Source organism: Thermincola sp. GK-1 (genome assembly GCF_059412445.1).
This window is the reverse complement of record NZ_JBSQAT010000004.1, coordinates 243,321-269,348: the sequence shown is the minus strand read 5'-3', so window position 1 is coordinate 269,348 and position 26,028 is coordinate 243,321. Positions and strand designations below refer to the sequence as shown.

The window sequence follows — 26,028 nt, the reverse complement described above, 5'->3', positions numbered from 1 at the left end:
AACAAAGCCGCTCCCCTTTTCCGCCACTATTTATAGATTACCTCTATCCTGTAGCCGGCAGGCAGCGCCTGATCAGAAGCATTATGAGTGGCTCCGCCGTAGAACCAGATCATTACCTTATGTTTATCCTTTGTAAAGGTTACATTAAAGAAGTTTGCTCCCGGCACCGGCGCTTCGGAGACCAGGGTCCAACCTTGGGCCGCCAGTTCAGTTTTATAGAAGTTCCAAACGGTATCCCCTATATGGTCTGGACGACGGTTGGAAATAACCACTTTGCCACCAACCAGGAATTCATCGGGCATCCAGGACTCTCCCGCCCACAGCGAAGCATCCTGCGGTTGGGTCCACTGGGTATAGACAACGTCGCCAACGGTTTTGCGGTAAAGGGGGATGTCTGCCGGAACCGTCTCTGCAAACATTATGTTATGACCCTCACGGTGACAGGCTGCGCACTGTCTATTACCGGTACTGAGAGCTCCTACTACAGCAGGCTGAGTACTGGCGTGGCAGGTATCACAGGTCCAGGATTTTGCCTGCCCTGTTACAGGATCTGTTTGTGTTTTCGGGTTATTTAAGTGTTCTTGGGTCAGGCTGTTAATATGGCAGGTGGTACAATTGGCATCTAGCGCTGTCGTAACGTGCATTTCTTCATGGCCTGATGTCGGGCCATGGCAGGCGGAACAATTGGTTTGCTGATTGTAAATGGCTTGTTGTACAGTCTCCTTGGTACTCTGGTGACAGGTGTTACAATCATAGGGTACCAGCGTCACGGGGTCCGCATATTTGGGGTGTTCAACAGTCAAATTCCGGTCATGGCATTTTTCACAATCGGCGCTCACATCGGCCGTATGAATCACATTAATATCCCCGTGTGCAGGAATCTTATAACTGTAGGTAGGATTGTGGCAGAATTCACACTCATATTTTTCCAGAACAGAACCGTCACTATGAGTCTGCCATGTCGGGTGGCAGAAAGCGCAATCCTGAAGGGGTTCATTGTCACCGTGGCAGCCAAAGCAGTTGTTCATGGGATGAACAACCGGATACCCCGCATGGCATTGCTTACAATTGTTAGGCTCAGACGGCGGCAATGGAGGCCCGATAAGTTCTCCGGTCACCTCAACAGCGCCGGAGGCCTGAGCAGCCTTATAATACCCTATGACAGAAGATGCATCTATTGTATATTTAAGAGTACCTGTTACCAGCCGACCGTTTTCGTAGACATTCAGAACAACGGAATCTGCACCTGCCGATATCTTTTCATAAGAACGCAGGGTCTTCCAAACCTGGTTATTGGCATCGAAAACCTTTAATGTCACATAGGAATCCTCAGATACATTATAAGAAATGGTTGTCGTGGTTTGGCCTGTAGACAAATCAATTGTTTGTGGGGTTGCCTTAACATTGGTGATTTGGGGTGGCACTGCTGCCTGGAAAGCCAGTTCCGAGGAGCCTGCTTTGCCAAAACTGTCAGTAGCGCTTATTTTAATGATATAGTCCCCGGTTAAAACTAAATTACCCCCATTGTCCCTGGTATCCCAGGTTAAGGAGTAGTAGCCTCCTGCAGTTTTTGTCTCTGACGGGAAGTCACGGACTACTTGCAGGGTTTCCGATTTTAATATTTGGGCACTAACGGTGGCCGGTTCACTCAGGGTATACCTGAAAGTAGCCTGATAACCTACCTTGGCCACAGTGGGGGCTACTATTATGTCATTGATGGCCGGCGCCCCGGATTCTACCGTGACAGTTCCCTTATAAATGCTCCTGAATGTCTCAACCATAGGGCTTACTGCTTCTATCTGGTATGTATAGAACCCATCCTTAACAGGTTGACCGTTATTGTCTTTTCCGTCCCAGGTAATAGCCCGGGAGCCAAATGGTACATTTTTTTCGGAAATAGTCCTTACCGGAAGGGAACCATTCATAATAGTAACAGTTATGTTAGCGTCACTGGACAAATCAAACTTAAAAGTGGCACTGCCCTGCGCCGGGTCATATGGCTCCGGCGTATGGGTTACATTGCTGATAACCGGCAAATATCCGGCCGTTACAGTACCACTGACTTGACCGGTAAGACCGGTACTGTCAACAGCGCTGACAGTTACGGTATAAATTCCTTCGTCAACAAAGTTATTGGCCTCATTTTTACCGTCCCAGGAAACTCCGTTACTACCGGCATTCTGGGATTTAGCGGTGATAATTTTCCTGACCAGTAAGTCTCCTTGATAGACATTTACGGATACCATAGCATTTTCACTTAAGTTGTACCTTATGGAAAGAACACCGGCAGCGCCCAATTTGTATGGCTCGGGACTTAATGTAAGGTCAGTTATTTTGGGTGCGCCTTTCTCCACTGTAACCGTTCCTTTGGCCGTGCTGCAGAAGGTATCCACCACTGCGCTCTGCGCCTTTATCTGGTAAATGTAAGAACCGTCAGCCACAACGTTTCCGTTATCGTCTTTACCATCCCATATAACGGAATTGACACCGGAGCCCTTTTGCTGCTTATCAACGATTGTCCTCACCGGCACACTGCCGTTCAGTATTTGCGCAGTTACCAATGCATCGTTAGACAAAGTATAGGAAACAGTAGCCTGATTATTTGTCGGGCCAGTGGGGTCAAAAACAACCGGGGCAACAGAAAGGTTGCTGATAGTCGGTTGAAAACCTGCCTTAAAGTTTACTGTCCGGTCCCCGGAAGATTTGCCGGAATTATCTACTGCATTAATAACAACCGAGTAAGAGCCTTCAGGTATATAATTAGTATTATCAAATTTACCATCCCAGGAACTGCTGTTGTAGCCGGCCTTTTTGGGGGCATTTTCCAAAATAGTCTTAACAACATTTCCGCCGCTATCGTAAACCTTCATGGTAACGGCAGCATCTTCGCTCAACGTATACCTTATGCTCATGGTGGAACCCGCAATTTTAAACAGGTCAGAACTAAGAGAAAAATCAGTCACCTTGGGCGGATCTTTCTCTACAGTCACATAAGCCCTATAGGCGCTGTTGAAACTGCTGACCAAAGGACTTTCAGCATAAATCTGGTACATATAAGTCCCATCGGCAGCGAAACTGCCATCGCCCAGTTTACCGTCCCAGGTTACGCTGTAAGTCCCGGCGTCTTGCGTCACGTTACTGGCGATAGTCCTGACCGGCACATAATTCTTGAGAATAGATATAGTAACTTTGGCATTACTGGTTAACGTATAATTAAGGGCCCACTGTTGACCAGCGCTTGGATTAAAAGGATCCGGGTCGTCAGTTACCCCGGTAATACCAGGGCTACGGGCAGCCAGTACAGTCTTTTCTGCCGAGCCAATGGTCGCGCCGCCGGCGTCCTTTGCTGTAACCACGATTTTATAATTACCGTCGGGAACCAGGACATTGTTGGCATCCTTTCCATCCCAGGTCTGGTAGTTGGTTCCGGCATACTTATACACATTGTTTAAAACCGTCCGTACCTTCTCCCCCGATTCTTTAAACACGTCGATAGTCACATAAGAATTTTCACCCAAGGTATATACGATATTGGCATTAGACCCTAGTTTAATCGGGTCAGGACTGACAGACAGCGAAATCTCCCCCACAGCCGTAGCAATGGAAATGCCGGCTATGGCCACAAGTACAGCAAGAACCAATATTACTACTTTTTTTGAACCATTGTTTCCTACTTTGCCAATTAATTGAATCATAACTTTAACCTCCTCCCCCTTTCCTCAAAATTTGCACTGCATAATACCTCCTTTCATTTCGTTCTATAGCAGTTGCCCAAAGGTGCAACTTACTACCAACTTTTACCTTTCATAGTTGAATTAGATTGCAAGTCAACCAAAAGGAAGGCGGGGTCAACAAATGATTGAGCACTTTTAATAGCAAAATGAAGGTGGGGACCGGTGCTCCGGCCTGTATTTCCTGACCACCCTATCAGAGTCCCGGTGTTTACCGCGGTTCCATCTTTAATAGGTGCCCAATCACTTAGGTGGCCGTAATATGTAGTTAACCCGTTATTGTGAACGATGTATACATATTTGCCCAAACCTCCATCTCCCTGGTCTCCCTTAAAAACCACACCGTTATATGAGGCTATAATCGGCGTCCCTATCGGAACAGCAATGTCTAATGCCCGATGCTTTTTACCTTCCCGGTCTTCATAAAAAGTAGAAGTGATCACGGGGTCTATTCCAGCCACCGGCCATAAAAACACAGAACGTTTTTTGTTAAAAGTCTGTTCAGATAGTCGCTGGTTTGAGATAAGTTCTGTTATTTGGCTTTCAATCTTGGGCTTATGACGATTCGTAAATTTTTTGATACGAGAACTAATTAACCCCTGCTGCAATCCGTGTGGTAGTTGCTCCATTGCAGTCGTAAAGTACCCTTCCCTAGATCGAAGTGCATCGTCCCTGGTTCTTTGGACCGTCCCCAAGCCGGTCATAACAACATCAAAATTTAAAATACCGGTAAAAGGCAGGAACAGAAATATGACCAGAATTGCAGATACTAATTTGTAATTTACTGGCATAAGCTATTCCTCTCCTGTCAAAGGCCAATTATTGAGTTTACTGCGGCCCGTGGGCAGCCGCCACAGGGGAACCGCCGTGGCAGGAACTGCAATACTGCGTATCGTTCGCAGCATGCCCGGGAATATCGTATACAAAACCGGCAACAATACCGTATAATTCAGTTTCATTGTTATGACAACTTGTACAGAATCGCCGTTCATTGGCAGGATCCCAGGTATCCCCTTGCGATAAAAACTGTCTACCCTTGTTATGGCCAAGTTTTTCCCGCAGCATTTTTAAGTTAGAGGAACCGTGCGTATTGTGGCAGTCGGAGCAGGCCAAATGGCCGTTCAGGTAACTGCCGTCCTCGGCCTTGATGGTATGCCGGGAAGGTTGTTTATAATAGGTTGCTATGTCAGAAGCGTTAGAACCGTCATGACATCGCAGGCACAGGCTGTAATCCTCGGGAGTTCCTTTGCTTGTATGCCATTTTCGGTAATTGTACATAACGTACGTTACTCTGGGGTCATCTTTGATAGTAGAAAGATGACAGTTTTCACACAATGCTTCCTCGGTACTGTTCGGAAGATACGGATTAGTGGGGTCATTATGTTCGTAATAGTAATAATCCATTAATAAATCGGGGTTTTCTTCAGTCAGGGTCAGATGGGGGTTATGACAGCCTGCACAGGCACTTGGGCCGGCTGTCCCCTCTATACTCATCCGAAAATTATGGTTGTTCGCCGCAGGCCAATTTTGGGGAAGCGGTGCAGCAGTACCATCATGGCAGGCGTTGCAATAGTCATCTATTATTGGGGCCTGAGCATCTATAGGCCGGCTTAGCTTAGGATCCTGAGCGCGATGCGGTCGGTGGCAGTTCACACATGTATTCACATTTAAAGTATAATTGCCATGTGGGTTCTCATATACCGTAGCGCCGGTAGTCTGGAATTCCCATACCCTGGGATACACGGGGTTTCCGGCAGCATCCTTTAACAGGGGGTTCACCGACACCCGGTACTTTGTATACGGCCTGAGAAGTGCATTAGGTTGAAAGATAATTTCATAATAGGGATCGCCGTATACCGTAGTATAAACAGCGCTGTAAACCGTACCGTACACTGTCTCCCCTGTCGTTCCTCCCACCTCAGCAAGGCTTATGGCTGTCCGCATGGTTTCGGCGTCCATTGGGTATTTCTCAACCAAATATACTCTTGCCAAAACATCCAAGGGCACCTGGGTCATATCTTCGGGAGGACTGAAATCCGGCAGCACTACCGGGCGGGTCGTATCCAGAATAAAAGAACAGTTTGGTGCAGTTGTCACGTTGCCTGCCTTATCTACCGCCGTGGCATATACCGTATGTTGGCCCTCGGGAAGGGTCTGGTCGAAATAAAACCAATTACCAAGCAGATCTGAACGCACCGTGGCCTGTTTACCGTAAACAAAAACCGTAACATCAGTTTCCGGTTCCGTCCTGCCTTCGATTAAAGGCAAATTAACGTAGGAACCGTTGACCGGTTTGGTAATAGTTAACTCTGGCGCCGTCACATCCACTTGAAAATTAACCCTATTGGAGATACCCACATTGCCACCCGAATCCGTCGCCGTGGCATAAAGGCTGTGGGTACCTTCCCCAACACTGACCGCATTGAAAGTCCAGTTGCCACTACTGTCCGGAACAGTGGACCCTTGCCATACATCATCTATATATACATCAACCGTAACGGTTGTTTCTGTCGAACCTAAAATACTCACGGAAGTAGTATTTAAAGCCTGTCCTTCAACAGGACTGGTAATATTAATCACAGGGGGTATTGCCGCAACAGCAAGTTGGTGAATGGGAAGCGGTACTGCTATTGTAACAAAGGCAAGGGCTGTTATGGTCAAAAGCACGATCGGCTTAAGATGCAGGTGGTATTTCATAAGCATCCCCCTTTTGGCAGTGTTGTTGACAAAATACCGGAAAAGAAATTATAATTAAAAGATAAAGAAATTATATAAGTAAGGGCTAAGGTATTATGGGGGGCATAATACCTTAGCCAAATCCGGTTATTTCCCTGTAGAGCTAACAAAGTTATTTTGTTAGCTATTTTTTTACCAGTTGTGCTCCAGGCTGGTGTCAATACCGGTTGAACCACCGTGGGGCACGCCTGCAGTATTCCAGAAGAAGTCATTGTTCTTGAGCTGTTCAGCCTTGGAGTCAGTATGGCACTTCCAGCAAACTGCCATATTGGTGTACCGCTTCAAAGCAGAAGACGGGTTCTTATCGAGGAGGTAAGCTTTGGCAGTTGCTTGGTCAGTCTTACCGGCAGCAACAAGGCGGTCTACTGTCCAGTCATTGGCATCCTTCATAACAGTTACGTCAGTACCGTGAGCGAAGTGGCACTTCAGACAGGTGTAACGGTCGTTGTTGGTGGTGTGCCGGAAGGCTGTAGTGTACATACCGGTACCGTTTACATAGTCTTTTCTGTTACCGGCAGATGCAGCCAGGTAGTCAACGTGGCAGGCGCCGCAGTACTTACCGATAGCGACACCGTATCCGGCTTCATCGTAAATATCGGGGTTGACCTTGGTGATGGCTACGCCGCCAAAATCCGCAATTTTCTGCATAGGCATATCAATAATGGTGCCGTCTTTTTGCTTGGCAGGACCACCGAGTTTAACAACGTAAACGCGGGAGATATCAGCCCTGACAGCCAAGTTAACATCACCTTTGGCATAGGACAGGCCGTATTCAACCTCAATACCCTTCTCATTCAGTTCTTTGTTATTGGCATCCCAGAATGCAGTATAGTGAGGAGCGCTATAATAGGGATAGCCGTATAACCATGGAGTCTTATCCATTACATAAGAATAGGTCTTATCAGCATTTTGAACCTTCTTCATCAGAACGATTATAGGAGTGCCTGTAGTTTCCTGGGTGACACCAACTGCATCAGCAGTTGTCCTGTAGACAACAAAATCAGGTGAAGTTGCAGAAGCTTGAGGAAGCGCATCATATACAGAATCAGAAACCTTCTGTCCACCGTTAGCTATAGAAACTGTGGCCATGCCGTTGGGGTTGTAATGTAATAGACGATCACTGTAGGAACCGTGCGGGCTGTGGCAGGAAGCGCAATCGAACTTGTCGCCCCATGCGCCGTTATTGGTTCCGGTCTTCATTAAGTTACCGCCGGGAGCCAGAGCATGCTCAATGTATCCTTCAGCCAGGTGTACGGAGGCGTTGCCATCCATAGTTCCGCCGAAAGTACCTGCTGTCGGCAGACTGCCATCGATATTCTTGGTGGCAAATACGTTGTAGAAACCTAAAGTACCGTCATGGCAAGCTGTACATGTATTGTATACACCCATCTTGAACAACAGGTCTTTGGATGCGCCAGTATGGGTCTGGTGGCAGCTTGCACAGGAGTTGGTGTTGTTTTGGTACTCACCGTGCGTCCTCTGGGTACGCGGACCGGTGAAATCATTCATCAACATATTTTTGGACTTAATAACGTTGTAAGGGTCCTGGGCATTAGTGGGATTTTCTAACTCCACGCCATTACCGGTAGCGTTGGCGTTACCAGGCCCCAGATCAATTTCGTCACCGTCTGTCAGCGGTGCCGTGTAACTGGGCGCCCCCATGGTATCCGGGGTACCGTTAAGTCCCGAATAAGCAGCGAAGGCGCTGGTTGCTGCACCGAAAACAAACATCCCGGTGAGCAAAACAGTAAACAGCTTTCTCTTCATTTTTTTCCCTCCTGATTGATTTTTTATATAACACCCCCAACCATCAATCAGATATGATGTGCAGCCTGCTTCCCCCCTTTCTCTTTTATTCTGGGGTTGGGAGGGTTACCCCCTCTTATTCGTAAACAGCTATCCGCTGGTTGACAGTATCCGTTATCAATACCTCATCATTTTCGGTGATGAACAGTCCATTAGGCAAGCTAAACTGATCATTAGCTGAACCATTGCCGCCGAAAGTAAATACCTGGTTGCCCTCTCTGTCAAAGCCATGGACAAAATGGGTCAAGTTGCTGACTACATAGACGATGCCACGGGAATCAATTCCTATGCCGCGGGGATTAACGAATTGTGAGGGCCCCTTACCGTCCGGGGAACCATTGATAATTCTTAAAAACTTTCCTTTTTTATCAAATACCTGTACCCGCTGGTTACCGGTATCTACCACGTAAATGTTGCCTTCTTTATCAGCGGTTACGGCATTAGGGGCCCGTAATTCCCCTTCTTTGATGCCCATTTTTCCGATTTCCAGCAGTTTTTTCCCCTCCATGTCAAAAACATAAACCTTCGACTTAGTAATATCGGTAACGTAAACTTTATTATCAATTATTCTTAAGCCGCCCGGGGTTTCAATAGTTTTCTCCGCAGGTTTTTTTTCCGCGAAATACTTTATAAACTTCCCTTTACTGTCATGCACCGAAATTCCACCATTATATAAATCCGCTACATAGACGTTGCCTTTACTATCCCCGGCTATTCCATAAGGAAACTGAAACTCGCCGGGGCCGTCCCCCTGTTTGCCAAATTTAAAGATGGGCGTACCACCGGTATCAAAAACCTGAACCCGGTGGTTGTTGGTGTCGGTCACATATATAAACTGGCCGATTACAGCAACATCCATGGGCTTCTTCAGGGCTTCTTCGCCAAACCCCCCGTATATCATCCGGCTGAATTTAGGCGGCCCGTTAGGATCTACTAAAGCGGGAATTGCTTCCACCTCTACCTGATTGTAAAATAGGTAGCCGTATATGGCAGACACCGCCAGAAAAGTAAGCAGCATAAGGCTATACACCTTAGACTTTTTAATAGTCCGTTTTACATTTGCCGCGTTTCCCATCTGATTCAACTCCATTCCTGTCTATTTTTGTACCCGCTTCAAAGCTTCGGCGGCCTCTTTATACAGGGGGTCGTAACTCAGAGCCTCTTTATATATACCGGCCGCAGTCTTTTTATCTCCTTTTGCTTCCGCAACCATACCAATTTCATAAATAATATTGGCGCTCCCCGGCGCAAGCTTGTTGGCTTTTTCCAAAGACTCGAGGGCCTCCTTGTACATACCCATTTTTCTGTACGTAATCCCTTTATTCAAGTAACCTTTATGGTCCCTGGGTGATATTTCCACACACTTTTGAAACTCATCTAAGGCATCGTCCAATTTGCCCTCGTCAAGGTAAACCAGACCAAGATTGTAATGAGCGTTATAGTAATTTTTATCAATCTCCAAAACCTGGTTAAGTTCCTTAACAGCCTTTTCATTTTCACCCTTCAGATAATAGGTATAACCCAAGGCTACCCGGTTTTCCAGGTTTTTAGGCTCGGCCTGCACCTTCTTCTGTAAGTATTCCAACTGCTGTTGTACCCTTTGCATATCCAGGTCCGACCAGAAAAAGTACTTGCCGGCCGCATACCAGCCAACAACACTAACGACAAAGGTGAGTAAAACCAGGGTGACGGCCTGTAGTAGGGTGAAACCATCTTGTTTTTCCTTCCTCTCGATTTTATGCAAGCTGAGTTCTGAGTTGGTAACTGACATTTTTTCCCCTCCCTAATCAAAAATATAATTAATTGGCTCTCTTTTGTATTTTCCCGTGACACCTGCCACAGCTTTCCTGGCTGTGGCAGGTGTAGCATGATTCATCAACCTTCCCATTGGGCGGTAGTTCAAAGGGATGGTAAAATTTCTTGGACCGGTGTATGCTGGGATGACATTCATTGCAGGAAATATTAGCTACCGTATTGGGACCGCCCTGACCTTTGGGCCCCTGGGGCCCCTGGTTGTCATGGCATGTGTAGCACCTCTGTTTGTCTTTTTGGGCCATCTGCCCGTGTTTTTCAATAAACATAGCTTCATTGTGGCTGGGTGGCCTTTTCTGGTGACAGGCCTTGCACCAGGTATTTTCCCTGGAATAAGTAATCACGCTTAGGCTGTTGTTTTGGTTTTTATCACCACCTAAATACTGAAGATATTTTTCAGGCTCTTTTAATGTTTCGATTTTTTTCTCACTCATATAACTATGGCAGGAATCACAGTACCCCAGGTCCCCTGCTGCTATCTTGCCATGACCGCCATTTCTGAAATTCCCCTTTAAGTGGTCTGCCGGTTTCATACCGTTTTTGTGGCAGGCGTCACATGCTACGGTAACCTTCCGCAACTGATGGCAGCGCATGCATAAATCCATATCAGGCCGGACATATTCGGCATTATTTTTCATCAATGATTGGCCCAGTGTGGCATTCCACCTCTGGTAATCTCCTTCATAGGTAATTTTTCGCTTAGCAATGTTGCCATGGGTTATGCCCTGGTGGCATTTAGAGCAATTGACCTTTTGCTTTTTGTGTTTTCCATGTGGGATGATCAAGTCTTCTGAAGTTGTAACTATCCGGTTTTCCATATTGTGACAGCGTTCACAGGCCGCATCAGACATTGGGCCGAGTTTGATAATCGGCGCCACATAAGATTTGGTTGCCATTTTGAAGAAATGCTTGACCCCAGTAATGTTAGCTTTAATAAATGGCCCGGGGCCAGGGGGAATATGACAGGATATGCAGTTTACTTTCGCATGCGACGACGCCAGCCAGGTATAATACTCCGGTTTCATCATGTGGCAGGCGCCGCACATTTTCGAAGGTATGTTGGCCGTCCAGGCCCGAGACGCTATCGCTGCTGCCGTACCAAGTAAAAAAAGAAGGACTAGCAAGACCTTAATAAGCTTATGACAGGTTTTTATGTTAAAGCCCATGATAGCCCCTCAACTTTTCGTAGATTTTGTATCGGCACATTACAATTAACGTAATGCTATTCATATTTTATTGCTGAAGATGTCCCTTTTGTACAAACTTTGATTTAAAATTCCCTATCTTTGTCCAAAAAGACATAACCTGAATAGCAGTTATTTTTCTTTATGAATTTAACCACATGTTCTGCACAATCTAACCTCTTTCTTATTGCACAATTTTAATTTATCTAAATGGCAATTTGTACAAACCTTGATTTAAAGTTCCTTCCGATTGTTTGAAAAGGTAAAAATATGTTTAAAAAAAACGTCCCTCAAAACAGAGGGACGTCAATCAATAAGATATTTTTCTTGAAACTCTTTCGCCTTATCAAGGGTCATCAAAACCGTTTCCTTTGTGCCCTTCAACCTGACCAGATAAGTCTTATGTCCCCAGGGCGATAGCTCCGTAACCTTATCGGCATTTATAATGTACCCCTTATGACACCGGAAAAAATTTTCCGTCTTTAGGCGGCGGTGCAGTTTTTCCAAAGATTCATTAGTCTTAAAAACTCCTGTAGAAGTATGGATTGCTGTCTTCCGGTCTTCCCTGGTAATAAAAATAATATCCTGGATGTCAATTATATTGCAACTATCCTGGGTCTGTATTTTTAGCTTCATGTTTTTGTTACCCATCTGGGATGCCATGCGTTCGATTATTTTTAGGCGTTCTATTTCATCTTTCCAGGCCTTGACCCGGGCTATTGTCTGGTGAATACGTTCCACCTCGAAGGGTTTCATTATGTAATCACAGGCATAAACCTCAAATGCTTCAAGAGTATAACTGTCGTAACCCGTGGCAAAAACTATAAAGATGTTGGGGTTTACACTGAAAATTTCCCTGGCCGCCTGCGCCCCGTTCATTTCCGGCATATCCACATCAACAAATACAATATCAGGTTGCATGTCCTTGACCATTTCCACCAGTTGGCGCCCATTTTCTGCTTCTCCTATTACCGTGACCCCGGAAATACTGTTTAAAATCTTTTTCAAAACATTCCTTATATCCGGACCATCATCGGCAATGACAACTTTTAGCATACTCTCACCTTCCCGGAAGAAGCCCATGAAGGAAACAACCCTTTGTAACTGAATGTTTTGCATGCATCCACAAACAATAATCCAAATATTTTATAATAGAAACAAAAGTTTTTATCGAAACCTCATGGAAACTTTTGTTGATATCCGGAAATCATGCTTTGAAGTTATCCATAATTTTACCTCAAAGCATAACTCCCTAAAATATTAAAAAAATCTTTGTCGGAACTGCCAACAAAGAATGCTTAACCTACAAATATTTGGCAGCCCGGCGGTCATAGAGCATTGGACACAGATTACTGCCCGCTATTCTTCAGACCCGTAGCTTTGCGTCCTTGCCTTTCGACAAGTTTGCTTTTCACAAATATTCCCTTACTTTTATCGGATTTATCAACTTATTCCATTTATTCTATATCCTATGCTTATTTCCTGCAAAAGCTAGGACAAAAGTTTCTATCGAAACCGCATGGAAACCCGTTGATATCCGGAAATCATGCTTTGAGAATATTCAACAATTCTACCTCAAAGCATAATTCCCTAAATATGAAAAATAGCCCATTATTTTTGTTAATAATGGGCTATTCCAGGCAGGCACAATTTCTCAAGAACCCTTCTTTACAGCTTTGCTAAGGCCTGGTCCAAATCCTCAATCAGGTCATCAACATTTTCCAACCCGACGGAAAGCCTGATGAAATCCGGCGTTACCCCGGCTGCCATCTGTTCTTCCGGCGTAAGCTGCTGATGGGTCGTGGAAGCCGGGTGTATTACCAGCGACTTAGCATCACCAATATTGGCCAGCAACGAATGTAACTGCAAATTATCAATAAAAGTTTTGCCTGCCTCCAGGCCGCCTTTGACGCCAAATCCGACGATGCCGCCGTATAATCCTTTCGTATGGTACTTCCGCGCCACTTCGTAGGACGGGTGTTCAGGTAGTCCCGGGTAATTCACCCAGGATACTTTGGGGTGACCTGCAAGGAATGTGGCTATCTCCATGGCATTCTGGCTGTGGCGCTCCATTCTCAAATGTAAAGTTTCCAGCCCCTGAAGAAGGAGAAAGGCATTAAATGGACTCAAGGCGGGTCCCATATCTCTGAGCAACTGCACCCGAACCTTCGTAATATACGCTAAATTGCCCAGGGCCTCCCAGAAATTCACGCCATGGTAACTGGGGTCTGGTTCGCTCAACTGGGGAAACTTTCCATTGCCCCAGTTGAATTTACCGCCATCTACAATAACCCCGCCAATGGAAGTTCCGTGACCCCCGATAAACTTGGTGGCAGAATGAACCACGATATCGGCCCCATGGGCAATGGGGTTAACCAGGTAAGGAGAAGGCATGGTATTGTCAATAACAAGAGGTATCCCGTGTTGATGAGCTATCTCAGCCACCGCCTCAATATCGAGGGTATCCAACTTTGGATTACCCAGGGTTTCCGCGTAAAGGGCCTTGGTCCGCGGGGATATAGCCTTGGCAAAGTTTTCTGGTTCCGTTGGATCAACGAAAATAACCTTTATTCCCAAGTTGGCAAAGGTATAATGCAGCAGTGTATATGTCCCACCGTAAAGGTTTGCTGAAGCAACAATCTCATCGCCGGCATGCGCCAGAGTTAAAAGGGCCAGGGAAATTGCCGATTGTCCTGAAGCAACCGCCAATGCACCAACTCCGCCTTCCAGGGCGGCAACTCTCTTTTCAAACACATCAGTAGTAGGATTCATGATCCGGGTATAAATATTGCCTGGTTCCTGCAAGCCAAAAAGGCGGGCCGCATGGTCGCTGTTGTTGAAAACATAGGAAGTGGTCTGATAAATGGGAACGGCCCTGGAATTTGTAGTGGGATCCGGCTGTTGCCCAGCATGCAGGGCCAGGGTTTCCGGTTTGTATTTTCTTGCTTTTTCCATTTTCCATTCCTCCTTCAAATTTGTTCATTGTTAACCTGATGGTGTCACTTGATAGCACTTAAATCGTATGGTGTCTCCTGATATACGTAATAATTTGACCAGTTGGAAAAGAGCAGGTTGGCATGGCCCCGCCAATTGACAACAGGCTCTAGCGAAGGGTCGTCATTGGGGAAATAGTTCCGGGGAATATTAACTTTGAGCCCTTTGCTGATATCCCGCTCATATTCGGCTTTCAAGGTCAGCGGATCATACTCGGCATGGCCGGTTATAAAAATCTGCCGCCCGTCTCTGGTTGCTATGATGTACATACCCGCGACGTCTGACTCTGCCAGCACTTCCAGCTCCGGGATTCTCTCCACATCCTCCCGGCGGTTTTCCGTATGGCGCGAATGGGGCGCGTAAAAGATATCGTCAAACCCCCGCAATAACTTGACGTTCTTCTTGGTAACCACGTGCGAAAAAACGCCAAACATTTTTTCTTCCAGAGGGTATTTGGGAATACCGTAATGGTGGTAAAGACCCGCCTGGGCTGCCCAGCACAAGTGAATTGTCGAAGTAACGTGATGTACCGACCAGTCCATTATTTCTTTCAGCTCTTCCCAATAGGCCACCTCTTCAAAAGGCATCTGTTCCACAGGGGCCCCGGTAATGATCATACCGTCAAATTTCTCGTCTTTTACCTGGGGAAAAGTTTTATAAAAAGCAATCAGATGTTCCTGGGGAGTATTCTGCGACGTATATGATTGGGGATGCAGAAACTCCACTTCAACCTGTAACGGGGAATTCCCCAATAACCGTAATATTTGGGTCTCTGTAACAATTTTCGTAGGCATGAGGTTAAGCAGTAAAATTTTCAATGGACGGATGTCCTGGTGAAATGCCCTGTCCTCATCCATGACAAAAATGTTTTCCTGGGTCAGGATTTCTTTCGCTGGTAAATCGTTTGGTATTTTGATCGGCATCTCAGTTTTAACCCCCTATTTTATTGTGTTTCGCCAAAATATTTAATAAACAAAAAACCTCTTCCGATAAGAAGAGGTCAAAATCAAACATTATACCTATCCCTCCTCTCATCTCTCAGGAATGATCCTGCAGGAATTGGCACATTTCCAAAGCTTTTACAGCTTTGGCTGTTGCCGGGTTTCATTGGGCCAGTCCCTCCACCTCTCTGGATAAGAGTCTCCCTGGTAAGGAGAATTGATTATTAACTTTGAATATATACTAACAGATGTAGGAGGCAAGGTCAATAAAAAAATTATTACAAAATTTCGGCAATATTCGGCAAAAACAAAAAAACCGCTCTGACGCGGCAAACCTGCAATGCACCTTAGGCTGTTAATTATTTTGTTCCGCAAAACAGTCATAAATCATGGCCCACGTGGCCACTACCAATACAACTGCAAAAGTAACAGCCAAACCAATCTGGAGAGCTACCATAAAACCACCTTCTTACTTCAAATCTACTTGTCGCCGCGAATGGTCGTTTTCAAACCGTTAACGGTCGTTTTTCGAAGTTGATTGGTTTTCCTAGGTTAATATTAGCAATATTTATTTAAAATTTCAAGGGCATCAACCAAATCCAGAATATTTTCACGAACACTAAAAGAGGCCTGTTGGCCTCTTTTACATCATATTCCTTTTACATCATATTCATACCGCCCATGCTTGCGGAATTGCCTCCCATATTGCCGGTGCCGCTCATGGAACCGGCGCCGCCCATATTTGTTCCTACGCCCGTGCCGCCAGGCACACCCTGGGTGCTCATCTGCCGGTTCATATACATTTCAGTTATTCGGGCAAGCTGCTGCCGCATCTGCATCATGTTCACCTGAAGATTATAGATTTGAGCCTCCAGGCTCCCTGTTGCCAAACCGTTATTGTAACCGGGCACCTGAGTTGCTACAGGTACAAAACCGGGCGCCTGATATGCCGGCACATTAACGGCGGCGCTGCCTCCATGGGCAGAATGGATATCCTGGCCACCGGAAAGGCTGTTCACAAATCCCAGGGCAAAAGAAGCGATAATGATACCTACAAAAGATGTAATAGCAAGCTTGATCCACTTATTTATTGCTTTTCCTCCCTTTTTGTCAAGGTAATTTTCTACAGTATCCCAATATTTTCTGGCCAGGGTTACAGCTACTACCGCTGTCCCGGTAACCAAAACAAGAATTAGCAGCAAGACGTAAAAGTTACCCACAGATCCCAGTACACTCATTCTTTCACCTTTCCTATATCCATAGTACGACCAGCAATGCGGAAGCGCCCACCATAAGCGGCAGCATCAGCAATATGGCCGCTGAACTTCCCAAATCCAGGGAACTTATATAAAAGGGTAACGGGTGATGACCTGCGACTGTCTCAGCGTGGTGCGGCAGGTTGGCATTAAATAACCCGTCTAATATATTGCTTAAGCTAAACCCCCATACATGCTCATTTTTCATCATAAATCCCATTGACCCATTCATATCTTTGACAGTTTTCAAACCATAACTATCGCCACTGACAACAGCCATCATGGTAACAACAGAAAACACAATTACCAGAAGCCAAAATCCCGTTTTCCCCTTGACAGTCATTTTCTCTTCCTCCATATTTTCAAGAACAAACCTGCTTCAATACCCACAAATATCATTAATAACGATAATTGGCCCGATTGTCGGAATAAATAGCTAAAAACCTCAGAATTATCCATGGACGCACCCATAAGCGAATTATGCATTGCTGACATCATGCCTTCCATCCAGCGCATAACCTGCAATTCTGTAGGACCTGGCTTTAAAAGGGCTATTGCCACCGTTGCCGCAACAAAAACATAGAACGAACTTAGGGCCCAGTAAAGGAAACGCATGATTTTATTCCCGTTAACTTGTATTGCTATCGCCGACCACCCCCGAAAATGAGCACATGGGATTTGTCGTACAAGTGCCAAGTCATACCTATTATCATAGCAAAGGTCACTGTCTGGTGGACAACGGACGCTAGGGCTGTTACCCCGTGGTCGTCTTCGGTACAATGCCATAACAGCAGGCCTGAAATGATCAGAAGCCAGGCAGAAATAAAGGTAATCAGGGCAAAACCACTTTTCCCAATGACCAACCAGGGTTCCCGTTTCGAATCATTAAAAAGAATTCGCTTTAGTTCCAATAATATTTCTATAAATAACAGCCCCGTAAATAAAATCGCCACTGTACGGTGCAGGTAATCTGCCATTGCCAGGTTGTAATTGAGTGCCCAGCCGTATCTGGGCCCGAGAAGGGCCAGGCCGGTAATAAGCAGTATTCCAAAAACCGCTGCCCATATCCAATGTAGGATAAATTCTAACCTAAACCTGTCCATCGATTTCATCCTATTCTGAACCAAATACTGTTTCTTGGTTTGATTATTGTAAAATTAAGGGTTTGGCCGCGGAACATTCTCTGCGAATAAGCTCCCAATAAACCCTACCATAGAAACAATGGCAATAATAACTGAAACAATCAGTACCAGGCTGAAAATCAATTTAATGGTGTTGGCATTCAAAAAGCCGTTGCCCGGAACATTGTGGTTTTGATGTAAATTCGCCTGACTGCTCCCAGGCTGGCCTGTCACGCCGCTTTGAGATTGATTGTCTGCCGTCTGTCCCTGGGCAATCCCCTGCTGGCCGTTACCTGAGCTGTAATAATTCTGGTTATAAGGGCCCTGATAAGGGTTTTGCGCAAGGTAAGGATTATACTGATTATAAGTCGGCGGTAAGTTTTGCCCGTACCCATAGGGAACACCCGTTACAGGCGGCAGTTGCTGGGTCTGGGTGTCCAGGTCTTTGGACATATTATCGATGAGATATTCCATGCCAGCTATATCCTGTCCAAGACTATAAAATTCCTCGTGTAATTCATTCATATTACCGGCGCCTGAAGAAGTCGTCCCGTTTGACTGGACCACTGTTTCCCCACCGCTGTTAGCAGCTATCTTCGCATTGGCTTTATCGATAGACTTGAGTCTCTCCTTCAACAGGTCTACGTAAAACCGGGGGTCTGTTTTCGGCACCTGAACGGGGACCTGTATTACAACAGGGCCCTGAGCCTCATTAGGGTTATTTTTTTCTATAGCTGAGCTACTTTTGTCTTTGCCGTCCGTGGATTCCGTATTGGCAGCATCTTTGTCATGGGTTTCTTTTGCAGGTTCGGAGCTCGTTTTTTGCTGTCCCGTACCCACGTTGACTGCCGTCACTTTACTGTGGTCCATGTTGCCCATTCGGACAAGATAAATCCCTCCTGCCGCTATAATAAAAACAAAGATTACTACCATTACTGTCAAAACTTTTTTCAGCGCCTCCACTATAGATCTCCTTTCCTTTTTGTTATTTTTACGTTCTACGGTAAATTCTAATACCAAGGCTATAAACGTTCCATAATCATGCACAATCTTCACAAAATCTTCACAAACGCTTTTTACTATAATTTTTGAATGCCATATTTTAGTGGAGGTATGCTATGAGGGTTTTAGTCGTTGAAGATGAGCCGGATATCCGGAGATTGTTAAGGGCTTACCTGGAAAAGGAAGGCTTTATTGTAGAGGAAACCAATAACGGCCAGAGGGCCTTGACCATGGTTGACCGGAATCCATATGACTTGATAATTCTGGATATTATGATACCGGAGATAGACGGATGGGCAGTCTGCCAAAGAATCAGAAAAAAGTCCAATATTCCGATCATAATGGTCACCGCAAGGGGGGCGGAACCTGACAAGATAATGGGCCTGGAATTAGGAGCGGACGATTATCTTGTGAAACCCTTCAGTCCTAAAGAGCTTATCGCCAGGATTAAAGCGTTGTTTCGCAGGATAAAGGCAAAAACTCCCCCTGCGGAAACAAATGACCGCATCAGCCTCGGGCAAATGTCCATTGACCCACAAAGCCGTGAAGTTAAGGTGAACGAGTGCCCCATACCGCTGACCCCGAAAGAGTTTTCGATACTGTATACACTGGCCAGACATCCCAATAAGGCTTTTACCAGAAATGAACTCCTTCTGGAGGTATGGGGTGACCAATTTAACGACACAAGGACTGTAGATGCTCATATTAAACAGCTCAGGGAAAAACTGCATAAAGCCGGGTTAAGCAAAGATGCAGTCAAAACTGTATGGGGCGTCGGCTACAAACTTGGGGATGTCAATGATGTTTAGAAGTATAGTTTTTAAGCTGTGGATTACTATATTTGCCCTTACCCTGGGCATTTTGCTGGTATTTTCGTTATTTTTATATAACCGTATCGAAGATATTTATTTTTCTAACCAGGTACAGCTTATGAACGAGCGCGCTTTGCAGTGGAAACAGGTCATGCTAAGCGACTTGCCGCCGGAAAAGATACAGGACGAAGCAGAATTTTGGGGGAAAGTGTCGCGCTACAAAATAACTGTATTTAATAAGCGGGGCATTGTTCAATATAGTTCCGATGTCAGGCATTCCCCCATTGGAATGAAATCCAGTTGGAAGCATTTTAAAGCCGGAATAGAAGGCAAGGAAACATATTACACCGGCTACAGCCCGGAATTTAATACGAAAATGACGGCTACCTTCATGCCTTTTGAAAAAAATGGTGAGAAGTACCTTATTATGGTACATGCTCCCACTGATGATCTACTGGAAATAATTAAGGCAACAAGGCGGACAGGGCTGGAAGTACTAATTTTGTTCTTTATTCTCAGTGGAATACTGGCCTGGCATTTTTCTTTCTTGATAGCACGCCCTATTATTAACATAAAAAAAGTTGCCATGAACATGGCAAAGGGCGATTTCTCCACCCTGGTAGAAAACCGCCGGAAAGATGAACTCGGTGAACTCGCCCAAACCATTAACACATTAAGCGTGCAGTTGAAAAAAACCCTTGATTATTTGTCACGTTCCAATGCTGAACTCAACTCGCTCCTTAAAAAATGGAAGGAATTTGTAGCAGACGTTTCTCACGAACTTCGCACCCCCCTTTTTTTAATTCAGGGCTATTCCGAAGCCATTATCGAAAAGGTGGTCGACGACGAAAAAACAAGAGAAGAGTACTTGAAGGTAATAAACAAGGAAAGTCTCCGCCTCCAAAAGCTGGTTAACGACCTGTTGGCCGTCGAGGGAGGGCTTCCTCTCAAAAAAACCCCTGTTTCCCTGTATAATCTTGTGGCGGAAACCATTGCTCCTTTTGAAATAAAAGCTAAAGATAAAAAAATAACAATTATAATTGATGACTGCCTGGATGAAATCGGACCTGTACTGGTAGATGCCGATAGGTTTGGAGAAGTAATTTACAACCTGATAGATAACGCCATCAGGCATACTCCGGAAGGCGGGCTAATATCTATCGCCGGCGCCGCCGAGGGAAATGACCGGGTTAGAATAACTTTCTCCAATACAGGGCAGGGAATTCCCGCCGAACACCTGCCATATCTTTTTGAGCGTTTTTACCGAGTAGATAAGGCCCGCAGCCGGGCCGAAGGCGGCACGGGCCTTGGTCTGGCCATAGTTAAAAGAATTGTAGAACAGCACAATGGGAAAATACGGGCGGAAAGCAAAGAAGGCAAAGGGGCTACTTTCATCATTACCCTGCCCCGAACCTAACGCCCTCCAATAAAATAAGGCCTAATGAATTAAACCCTGTCAGGCCGTTGCAAAGAAATTTCAGTAAATCAGGGGAGGTTAAATGTATTCAGAACCTCCCCTGTATGCTACAACTATTTTAATCCGCTGGGCCTGATGAATTAAGCCCTGTTTTTATCTCATCCCGTACATACCCATTCCACTGCGCATACCCATTCCCATACCGGGCACATTAATTTCCATGTATCCAGGGCCCATTTTGTAATCCATCCAGTAATGACCTTCTTCCGCCGGCCCCAACGTGTTCCATGTGCCTGTGCCACCCATATACATGTGGTTAGACGGGGTAATTATGCCTAAAAGAAAGGTACCGATGAGAATCCCCAAAAATGCATATAAGGCTATCTTAAACCATTGATTCATTTTTTTCACCCTTCCTCTTATTGTTTATTTCTGTGCCGCACGCAGGGCAGCATTTCCAACCTGGCTGAAGGCTTTTGCCACACTGGTTGCAAGTGCTGCTCAGGACAGCCCTGCAATTTGGGCAAAACTTATACTCAGGAGCCACTTTGGACCCACATTCCGGGCAGGTTGCTGTTCCGGCAGCCGATGGTACCAGGTTTCCTAAAAACTGCAGGTTAATGTTCTTCTCTTCCACAAAATATTTTTTTGCAAACATAACTATACCGGCGATTAAGCTGATAACAAAGACAAGCCATAGCAGCTTTACTGCCAGTGTAAACAGGGATGCCAATAAACCGTTCAGCTCAAGGCCTGTGCCCCGGCCATACATGCCGTAGCCCATTCCAGAACCGCTGCCAGTCAGTAAATTAAAGATTAATAATACTCCCAGCAATACCAAACTCAAAACGCCTATGTTTTTTAATGTTTCCTGACTGTTATTTTGTGACATATTTTTTCACTCCTTTGTTGTTTGTTATTGTGGAGGAATCCCACCAATTGGCTGTAATTGGACCTGCACATCACCTCTTTGTTTTCCGGTTCGCTTTTATTGTACAAATTATTTATGAAGATATTATGAAGTTTTTCAAGAACAAATAAATGGCTGTCGGGGACATATGACCCGGCAGCCATTTTGCATTATTTGTGCAGCTATTACATTATTTATGCTGTTTGCGGTTCGGTTGAAGGCTGTGGAACAACTTTAGATTGGCCACACTTGGGGCAGCAGGTCCATTCGTTTTTCAGGACGGTACCGCATTTAGTGCAGGCTGTATTGGATCCCCCGGCAAATAAAGCACCGTTCAGCACATATTTTTTGATCAGCATTGCAGCGCCAACTACCAAGCCTACCAGCAGTAATATCACGAATACGTCCACAGCCAGAGTTAGCAAAGTACTTAACAGGGAATTCAAATCCAGATTGCCTAGACCCAGCAATCCACTGGAATGTGTGGCTGCGTCGTGCATTTGCGCTGCAGCATTGGGGTCTATCATTCCAGGCATTCCGGCGTGGTTGACCATGCCGTCAACAGGAGCAGGAGTTGCCATTCCCGGCATGTTACTCATGTTGTTTGCCCCCCAACTGATGTTCATGGACCCCGAGCCCATGGTTACCATGTCATTCATAGGCATGTTGTCCATCGCCATTTCAGCGGACCGTCCCATCTCACTCATCATCATCATGACCAATTCCTCCTTAATTTAAATTTTCACTTGGTTCGAAATTAATTATAATAGTATCTTGTGAAGATTTTATGGAGTTTGCAAAAATTACTATGCTATGTCGTACTTCAGTCAGGTTACATCATGGGCATCCTATTCATTTCATTCATGTCATTCATGTTACTTGGACCGGACATGTTCATATTCTCTCTTTGGGACATTTGATTCATAAGAAAATTCATCTGGTACCGCATCTGATTCATCTGCTGATTAATCATATTGATCCGGTTCTGCATTTCCAGTGGGTAATGGGCATTATTTGCGTGCCCGATACCCCAAAACGGACCAGGAAATTGATTGGGAATAAACCCCTGGTAGCCATCATGCTGAAACTGTCCAGTAAAATTACCGGTGAGTTGGTTGGCGCCACCCTGTATCTGGCCTTGTAAATAGGTTGTATGATTTGTTCCGGAATGGGTGTTCTGCCCGTCAAAAGCCTGGACAAAATACAACCCTCCAAGGCTAATAACTATTCCAGCAAAAGCTACCACTGCCAACTTAAACCACTTGTTCATTGCCTTCCCCCCTTTCCTTTAATCATTAAAAAAATTTCAAATCCTTTACCCAAGCGAAAATGCCCAATACCAGCCCTACAATCATCGTCAAATATAAGACTTTTACCGCCAGGACCAATAAACCGGCCAAGGTCAGGGACCCTCCGCCGAAAAGTAGGGCGTAAACAAGATTTAAGGCGATAATTCCTATAAAAGAGTTTAAAGCCAACCTTAACCACTTATTCACCGCTTATTTCACCTCCTTCATTTATCTGATTTGATTATAGCCCTGACTTATGTAGATTTTATGGATAATTGCGAAAAAGCCGCCCGTCTTTTTTGGGCAGCCTTTCTGGAAGCAGTAACCTATAAAATCAGGTGATGAATAAAGTAGCCCAATACTCCGACAATGGCTAAACCGACAATAACAATCAGGGCTATCATTGTAGATTTGCTCATTATTGCTCACCTCATTTCCCTGAATAGTAAAAATTTGGCCGCTAAACCTTTTTAAGGCCCAAGCCGGCATGTTTAAATATTACAGCTTCAATTGTAGAAATCTTAAATGGCCATTTCAATAAATGGGCCCGAACTTCACAAAATCTACACATTTATAAACTACAATCATGGCAGTTGATACGTTCTGCAAAAAACTAAGGAGGAACCAAATGATTCCTCCTTAGTTTTTTTTGCTGAATATTAATTGTTACTTCTCCCGGTCCCGCACCAAGGACAGCTTTTCCAGCCAACCTGAAGGTCTTTCCCACATCGTGCACAAACATCTTTAAGGCTCGCTTTACAATTAGGGCAAAACTTGAATTCAGCGGTCAGGCGCGTACCACAGCAGGGGCAGGTGTATCCTTGTTCATCACTCGGCCCTGTAAATGCCAAGCCTATTTTTTTACCGTCAACAAGATACTTTTTAGTCACCATCACAATACCCACCACCAGACTAATAATAAAAGTGAGCCACAGCAACTTGACAACAAATACGAGGGATCCGGTTACCAAACTATTGATATCAAGGCTCTGCCCGTAATATATTCCTAAACCGAAGAAAAGCCTCTGCCTAAGAAAAAGACTATAAAGAATAATTGAAATTACTGCCGTCAGGAAAATGATTAATAACATTTTCACCAAATTATCCCGGTTATCTCCACGTGTCATTTTCTTCACCCCTTATTCCCGAATTGGAATTTCAAGCTAAATAACAACTGCTTCCCTTCCGCAGGCAAAATTACATTGCCAATCATGCTGCAGTTATTTGTTGCTTACCATAGGCGCCTTCAATTCCGTACCACAACTTGGGCAGTATTTAAACTGTTTTTTTACAAATGCACCACACCGGCATTTCACCTGTGGGGCAAGGTTTCTAATCAGGTCTTCCCGGTTAATATTCATTCCGGGAAGATATTGTCTCCCCATAACTATAACAGTCGCTATCAAGCTTATCAAAAATACCAACCATAAAATCTTTCCTGCCAGAAAAAAGATATCAGAAATAAATCCCGTGGTCTTTACCCCATAATTCATCCCATTATTTATCCCTTCCTGCATCTCATAACCAAAGCCGGCAGGTCCTCCTAACAGAGCGTTATACAACAGAGCAAAAATAATTACTGATAAACATAAAATGCCGATAAACCTAACCTTGCTGTCAAAGTTTTGATTTTGAGCCACTTTTATTCTCCCCTCCCAGTTTACAATTCTTTTGTGTAGATTCTGTGAAGATTTTTTATTTATTACCGGGCATCAAATCTATCAGCCCCTTGGCAAAATCACGGTTATTTCGGTACCCAATCCTTCCTGGCTCACCACATCAATCGAGCCGCGGTGCGCCTCGACAATGGATTTGGCTATAGTTAATCCTATTCCGTATCCTCCCGTTGACCTGGCTCTGGAAGCATCACTCCTGTAAAACCTGTTAAAAACGTGGTTTATATCTTTTGTCGGTATACCAATTCCGCTATCATTAATGACCATATAAACATGCTCCCTGTCACCTTTCAGGTCAATTAAAACTTTACCACCCCGATTAGTATATTTTATACTGTTAGAAAGCAGGTTTATAATAACCTGGCTTATTTTATCTTTATCAGCATAAATATCCTGCTCTTCACCTGAGATTGTCAATGCTATGCCTTTAGTTTTCAACTGACCCTGAAAATTTAATGCTATGCTGTTTATCAGTTCTCTCAGGCCGAAATTGGTTTTTTCAAGGACTATATTCTCATCTTCGATCTTGGATAGTTTTTCCAGGTCCCCAACCAACCTTATCAACCTCAGTATTTCTTCGTGACAGGAAACAAATCGTTCAGCAGTCGGCTCCCATACACCTTCAATGAGGGCCTCCAGGTGGGCCTGCAAAGTTGTGAGCGGGGTTCTCAACTCATGGGCCAAATCGGAGGTCATTCTTTTCTTCAGTTCTTCTCTCTTGAAAGTAATATCCCTTAATGCGTTTAATTCATTAAAAAGAGATTGCACCTCATAATACCTGGGCTTACTTTCAAAGCTATATGACGAACCCTTCACCAGGCTTGATGCGTAATCTCTGGCTTTATCCAGGTCAGCCTTTAACAAACCGGCGGTAGCTACACCTGTAGCGGAAGAAAAACCTACAGCAAAAATAATAAACATAAGGGTAAGGCGTAAAAAAGCCGAGAAAAACTTCGGCGTATTACGCCCCGCGAAATAAGGGACGAAATAGGTAAGTACCGCCTTTCCCTTACCCTCTGGCAACAAAATTTCCTGTTTTTCCAGGCGCCCGCCGAATTCAAGCCGAAGAATCAAGATGTTTTCATTAAGCTTCCGTTCCTTTGTATTTCCTTCTGCATCGATGAGAGCCAGGCCCACGTTGTTTAATTGGGCTACCCTGAAAGCCTCTACAGGCGATTTTTCCACTAAAGCCAGTATTTGACTGTTAATTTGGTTTTGGGTCTTTGTCATGTATTCCAGGTTCCTGCCTATAAAAAAATAGGTGCCCAGAAAATAGAGAAGCGATAGAAGTATGATGTTGAAGTTATATGAAACTGCAAGCTGCCAGGTTAGTTTTTTCAA

The 26,028-nt window shown here is 44.9% G+C and carries 24 protein-coding genes and 2 riboswitches; of the genes, 2 read left to right on the top strand and 22 right to left on the bottom strand.

Annotated elements, in window-relative coordinates; genetic code table 11:
- Positions 1 to 26: 26 nt before the first annotated feature.
- The 14 genes from ACSNJE_RS06120 to ACSNJE_RS06055 form a co-directional block, all read right to left on the bottom strand.
- Entirely contained in the window at positions 27 to 3,695 is a 3,669-nt protein-coding gene (locus ACSNJE_RS06120) for a FlgD immunoglobulin-like domain containing protein (protein ID WP_495252211.1), read from the bottom strand.
- A 92-nt stretch (positions 3,696 to 3,787) separates the two neighbouring features.
- Positions 3,788 to 4,522 carry a M23 family metallopeptidase gene (locus ACSNJE_RS06115; RefSeq protein WP_474773676.1) on the bottom strand — a complete coding sequence of 245 codons (735 nt, stop codon included), beginning with the start codon at positions 4,520 to 4,522 and terminating at the stop codon, positions 3,788 to 3,790.
- Positions 4,523 to 4,559: 37 nt separating this feature from the next.
- Positions 4,560 to 6,428: an Ig-like domain-containing protein gene (locus tag ACSNJE_RS06110; RefSeq protein ID WP_474773677.1), complete on the bottom strand. Its 1,869-nt coding sequence runs from the start codon at positions 6,426 to 6,428 to the stop codon at positions 4,560 to 4,562.
- 171 nt (positions 6,429 to 6,599) lie between these two features.
- The gene (locus ACSNJE_RS06105; RefSeq protein WP_474773678.1) at positions 6,600 to 8,234 is read right to left on the bottom strand and encodes a cytochrome c3 family protein; all 1,635 of its coding nucleotides are present in this window, start codon (positions 8,232 to 8,234) and stop codon (positions 6,600 to 6,602) included.
- 115 nt (positions 8,235 to 8,349) lie between these two features.
- Positions 8,350 to 9,291: a 6-bladed beta-propeller gene (locus ACSNJE_RS06100; RefSeq protein WP_474773679.1), complete on the bottom strand. Its 942-nt coding sequence runs from the start codon at positions 9,289 to 9,291 to the stop codon at positions 8,350 to 8,352.
- A gap of 78 nt (positions 9,292 to 9,369) precedes the next feature.
- Positions 9,370 to 10,044, bottom strand: a complete 675-nt coding sequence (locus ACSNJE_RS06095; RefSeq protein WP_052216908.1) for a tetratricopeptide repeat protein — start codon at positions 10,042 to 10,044, stop codon at positions 9,370 to 9,372.
- Positions 10,045 to 10,072: 28 nt separating this feature from the next.
- Complete coding sequence (locus tag ACSNJE_RS06090; protein ID WP_474773680.1) at positions 10,073 to 11,251, bottom strand: NapC/NirT family cytochrome c; 1,179 nt, start codon at positions 11,249 to 11,251, stop codon at positions 10,073 to 10,075.
- 324 nt (positions 11,252 to 11,575) lie between these two features.
- On the bottom strand, positions 11,576 to 12,325 hold the full coding sequence (locus tag ACSNJE_RS06085; RefSeq protein ID WP_052216910.1) for a LytR/AlgR family response regulator transcription factor: 750 nt from the start codon (positions 12,323 to 12,325) through the stop codon (positions 11,576 to 11,578).
- A gap of 256 nt (positions 12,326 to 12,581) precedes the next feature.
- Positions 12,582 to 12,688: riboswitch (cyclic di-GMP riboswitch) on the bottom strand.
- Positions 12,689 to 12,937: 249 nt separating this feature from the next.
- Positions 12,938 to 14,224: a homocysteine synthase gene (locus ACSNJE_RS06080; protein WP_052216911.1), complete on the bottom strand. Its 1,287-nt coding sequence runs from the start codon at positions 14,222 to 14,224 to the stop codon at positions 12,938 to 12,940.
- Between the two features lie 44 nt (positions 14,225 to 14,268).
- Entirely contained in the window at positions 14,269 to 15,186 is a 918-nt protein-coding gene (gene metA / locus ACSNJE_RS06075) for a homoserine O-acetyltransferase MetA (protein ID WP_474773681.1), read from the bottom strand.
- A 105-nt stretch (positions 15,187 to 15,291) separates the two neighbouring features.
- Positions 15,292 to 15,403, bottom strand: a riboswitch (SAM riboswitch).
- Positions 15,404 to 15,863: 460 nt separating this feature from the next.
- A complete protein-coding gene (locus ACSNJE_RS06070) occupies positions 15,864 to 16,442 on the bottom strand; it encodes a hypothetical protein (RefSeq protein ID WP_495252210.1) in 579 nt (192 codons plus the stop codon).
- A 13-nt stretch (positions 16,443 to 16,455) separates the two neighbouring features.
- Entirely contained in the window at positions 16,456 to 16,803 is a 348-nt protein-coding gene (locus tag ACSNJE_RS06065; protein WP_052216914.1) for a hypothetical protein, read from the bottom strand.
- Between the two features lie 298 nt (positions 16,804 to 17,101).
- The gene (locus ACSNJE_RS06060; RefSeq protein WP_052216916.1) at positions 17,102 to 17,563 is read right to left on the bottom strand and encodes a cytochrome b/b6 domain-containing protein; all 462 of its coding nucleotides are present in this window, start codon (positions 17,561 to 17,563) and stop codon (positions 17,102 to 17,104) included.
- Between the two features lie 54 nt (positions 17,564 to 17,617).
- Positions 17,618 to 18,544, bottom strand: a complete 927-nt coding sequence (locus ACSNJE_RS06055) for a hypothetical protein (RefSeq protein ID WP_495252209.1) — start codon at positions 18,542 to 18,544, stop codon at positions 17,618 to 17,620.
- Positions 18,545 to 18,699: 155 nt separating this feature from the next.
- On the opposite strand from ACSNJE_RS06055, the gene ACSNJE_RS06050 reads away from it, so the two are divergent.
- Together ACSNJE_RS06050 and ACSNJE_RS06045 are read left to right on the top strand one after the other, a co-directional pair.
- Positions 18,700 to 19,392 carry a response regulator transcription factor gene (locus tag ACSNJE_RS06050; RefSeq protein WP_495252208.1) on the top strand — a complete coding sequence of 231 codons (693 nt, stop codon included), beginning with the start codon at positions 18,700 to 18,702 and terminating at the stop codon, positions 19,390 to 19,392.
- Entirely contained in the window at positions 19,385 to 20,812 is a 1,428-nt protein-coding gene (locus tag ACSNJE_RS06045; RefSeq protein ID WP_495252207.1) for a sensor histidine kinase, read from the top strand. The genes ACSNJE_RS06050 and ACSNJE_RS06045 overlap by 8 nt, the downstream gene beginning before the upstream one ends.
- Positions 20,813 to 20,965: 153 nt before the next feature.
- Here the strand turns inward: ACSNJE_RS06045 and ACSNJE_RS06040 are convergent, their stop codons facing one another.
- The 8 genes from ACSNJE_RS06040 to ACSNJE_RS06005 all read right to left on the bottom strand — a co-directional run bounded on the left by ACSNJE_RS06040 (position 20,966) and on the right by ACSNJE_RS06005 (position 26,028).
- Complete coding sequence (locus ACSNJE_RS06040; protein ID WP_052216920.1) at positions 20,966 to 21,214, bottom strand: hypothetical protein; 249 nt, start codon at positions 21,212 to 21,214, stop codon at positions 20,966 to 20,968.
- A complete protein-coding gene (locus tag ACSNJE_RS06035; protein ID WP_495252206.1) occupies positions 21,198 to 21,704 on the bottom strand; it encodes a zinc ribbon domain-containing protein in 507 nt (168 codons plus the stop codon). The genes ACSNJE_RS06040 and ACSNJE_RS06035 overlap by 17 nt, the downstream gene beginning before the upstream one ends.
- 212 nt (positions 21,705 to 21,916) lie before the next feature.
- Positions 21,917 to 22,438, bottom strand: a complete 522-nt coding sequence (locus tag ACSNJE_RS06030; RefSeq protein WP_495252205.1) for a hypothetical protein — start codon at positions 22,436 to 22,438, stop codon at positions 21,917 to 21,919.
- Positions 22,439 to 22,554: 116 nt separating this feature from the next.
- Entirely contained in the window at positions 22,555 to 22,992 is a 438-nt protein-coding gene (locus ACSNJE_RS06025) for a hypothetical protein (RefSeq protein WP_495252204.1), read from the bottom strand.
- Positions 22,993 to 23,017: 25 nt separating this feature from the next.
- Complete coding sequence (locus ACSNJE_RS06020) at positions 23,018 to 23,218, bottom strand: hypothetical protein (protein WP_052216924.1); 201 nt, start codon at positions 23,216 to 23,218, stop codon at positions 23,018 to 23,020.
- 452 nt (positions 23,219 to 23,670) lie between these two features.
- Entirely contained in the window at positions 23,671 to 24,102 is a 432-nt protein-coding gene (locus ACSNJE_RS06015) for a zinc ribbon domain-containing protein (RefSeq protein ID WP_461570730.1), read from the bottom strand.
- Between the two features lie 129 nt (positions 24,103 to 24,231).
- Entirely contained in the window at positions 24,232 to 24,651 is a 420-nt protein-coding gene (locus tag ACSNJE_RS06010) for a hypothetical protein (RefSeq protein ID WP_495252203.1), read from the bottom strand.
- An 81-nt stretch (positions 24,652 to 24,732) separates the two neighbouring features.
- Complete coding sequence (locus ACSNJE_RS06005; protein ID WP_461570732.1) at positions 24,733 to 26,028, bottom strand: sensor histidine kinase; 1,296 nt, start codon at positions 26,026 to 26,028, stop codon at positions 24,733 to 24,735.

What these genes read in the sequence shown, in the direction of transcription:
- ACSNJE_RS06120 (WP_495252211.1), bottom strand. Translation starts at nt 3,695, where the DNA reads ATGATTCAATTAATTGGCAAAGTAGGAAACAATGGTTCAAAAAAAGTA.
- ACSNJE_RS06115 (WP_474773676.1), bottom strand. Translation starts at nt 4,522, where the DNA reads ATGCCAGTAAATTACAAATTAGTATCTGCAATTCTGGTCATATTTCTG.
- ACSNJE_RS06110 (WP_474773677.1), bottom strand. Translation starts at nt 6,428, where the DNA reads ATGAAATACCACCTGCATCTTAAGCCGATCGTGCTTTTGACCATAACA.
- ACSNJE_RS06105 (WP_474773678.1), bottom strand. Translation starts at nt 8,234, where the DNA reads ATGAAGAGAAAGCTGTTTACTGTTTTGCTCACCGGGATGTTTGTTTTC.
- ACSNJE_RS06100 (WP_474773679.1), bottom strand. Translation starts at nt 9,291, where the DNA reads ATGCTGCTTACTTTTCTGGCGGTGTCTGCCATATACGGCTACCTATTT.
- ACSNJE_RS06095 (WP_052216908.1), bottom strand. Translation starts at nt 10,044, where the DNA reads ATGTCAGTTACCAACTCAGAACTCAGCTTGCATAAAATCGAGAGGAAG.
- ACSNJE_RS06090 (WP_474773680.1), bottom strand. Translation starts at nt 11,251, where the DNA reads ATGGGCTTTAACATAAAAACCTGTCATAAGCTTATTAAGGTCTTGCTA.
- ACSNJE_RS06085 (WP_052216910.1), bottom strand. Translation starts at nt 12,325, where the DNA reads ATGCTAAAAGTTGTCATTGCCGATGATGGTCCGGATATAAGGAATGTT.
- ACSNJE_RS06080 (WP_052216911.1), bottom strand. Translation starts at nt 14,224, where the DNA reads ATGGAAAAAGCAAGAAAATACAAACCGGAAACCCTGGCCCTGCATGCT.
- metA (WP_474773681.1), bottom strand. Translation starts at nt 15,186, where the DNA reads ATGCCGATCAAAATACCAAACGATTTACCAGCGAAAGAAATCCTGACC.
- ACSNJE_RS06070 (WP_495252210.1), bottom strand. Translation starts at nt 16,442, where the DNA reads ATGAGTGTACTGGGATCTGTGGGTAACTTTTACGTCTTGCTGCTAATT.
- ACSNJE_RS06065 (WP_052216914.1), bottom strand. Translation starts at nt 16,803, where the DNA reads ATGACTGTCAAGGGGAAAACGGGATTTTGGCTTCTGGTAATTGTGTTT.
- ACSNJE_RS06060 (WP_052216916.1), bottom strand. Translation starts at nt 17,563, where the DNA reads ATGGACAGGTTTAGGTTAGAATTTATCCTACATTGGATATGGGCAGCG.
- ACSNJE_RS06050 (WP_495252208.1), top strand. Translation starts at nt 18,700, where the DNA reads ATGAGGGTTTTAGTCGTTGAAGATGAGCCGGATATCCGGAGATTGTTA.
- ACSNJE_RS06045 (WP_495252207.1), top strand. Translation starts at nt 19,385, where the DNA reads ATGTTTAGAAGTATAGTTTTTAAGCTGTGGATTACTATATTTGCCCTT.
- ACSNJE_RS06040 (WP_052216920.1), bottom strand. Translation starts at nt 21,214, where the DNA reads ATGAATCAATGGTTTAAGATAGCCTTATATGCATTTTTGGGGATTCTC.
- ACSNJE_RS06035 (WP_495252206.1), bottom strand. Translation starts at nt 21,704, where the DNA reads ATGTCACAAAATAACAGTCAGGAAACATTAAAAAACATAGGCGTTTTG.
- ACSNJE_RS06030 (WP_495252205.1), bottom strand. Translation starts at nt 22,438, where the DNA reads ATGATGATGATGAGTGAGATGGGACGGTCCGCTGAAATGGCGATGGAC.
- ACSNJE_RS06025 (WP_495252204.1), bottom strand. Translation starts at nt 22,992, where the DNA reads ATGAACAAGTGGTTTAAGTTGGCAGTGGTAGCTTTTGCTGGAATAGTT.
- ACSNJE_RS06015 (WP_461570730.1), bottom strand. Translation starts at nt 24,102, where the DNA reads ATGTTATTAATCATTTTCCTGACGGCAGTAATTTCAATTATTCTTTAT.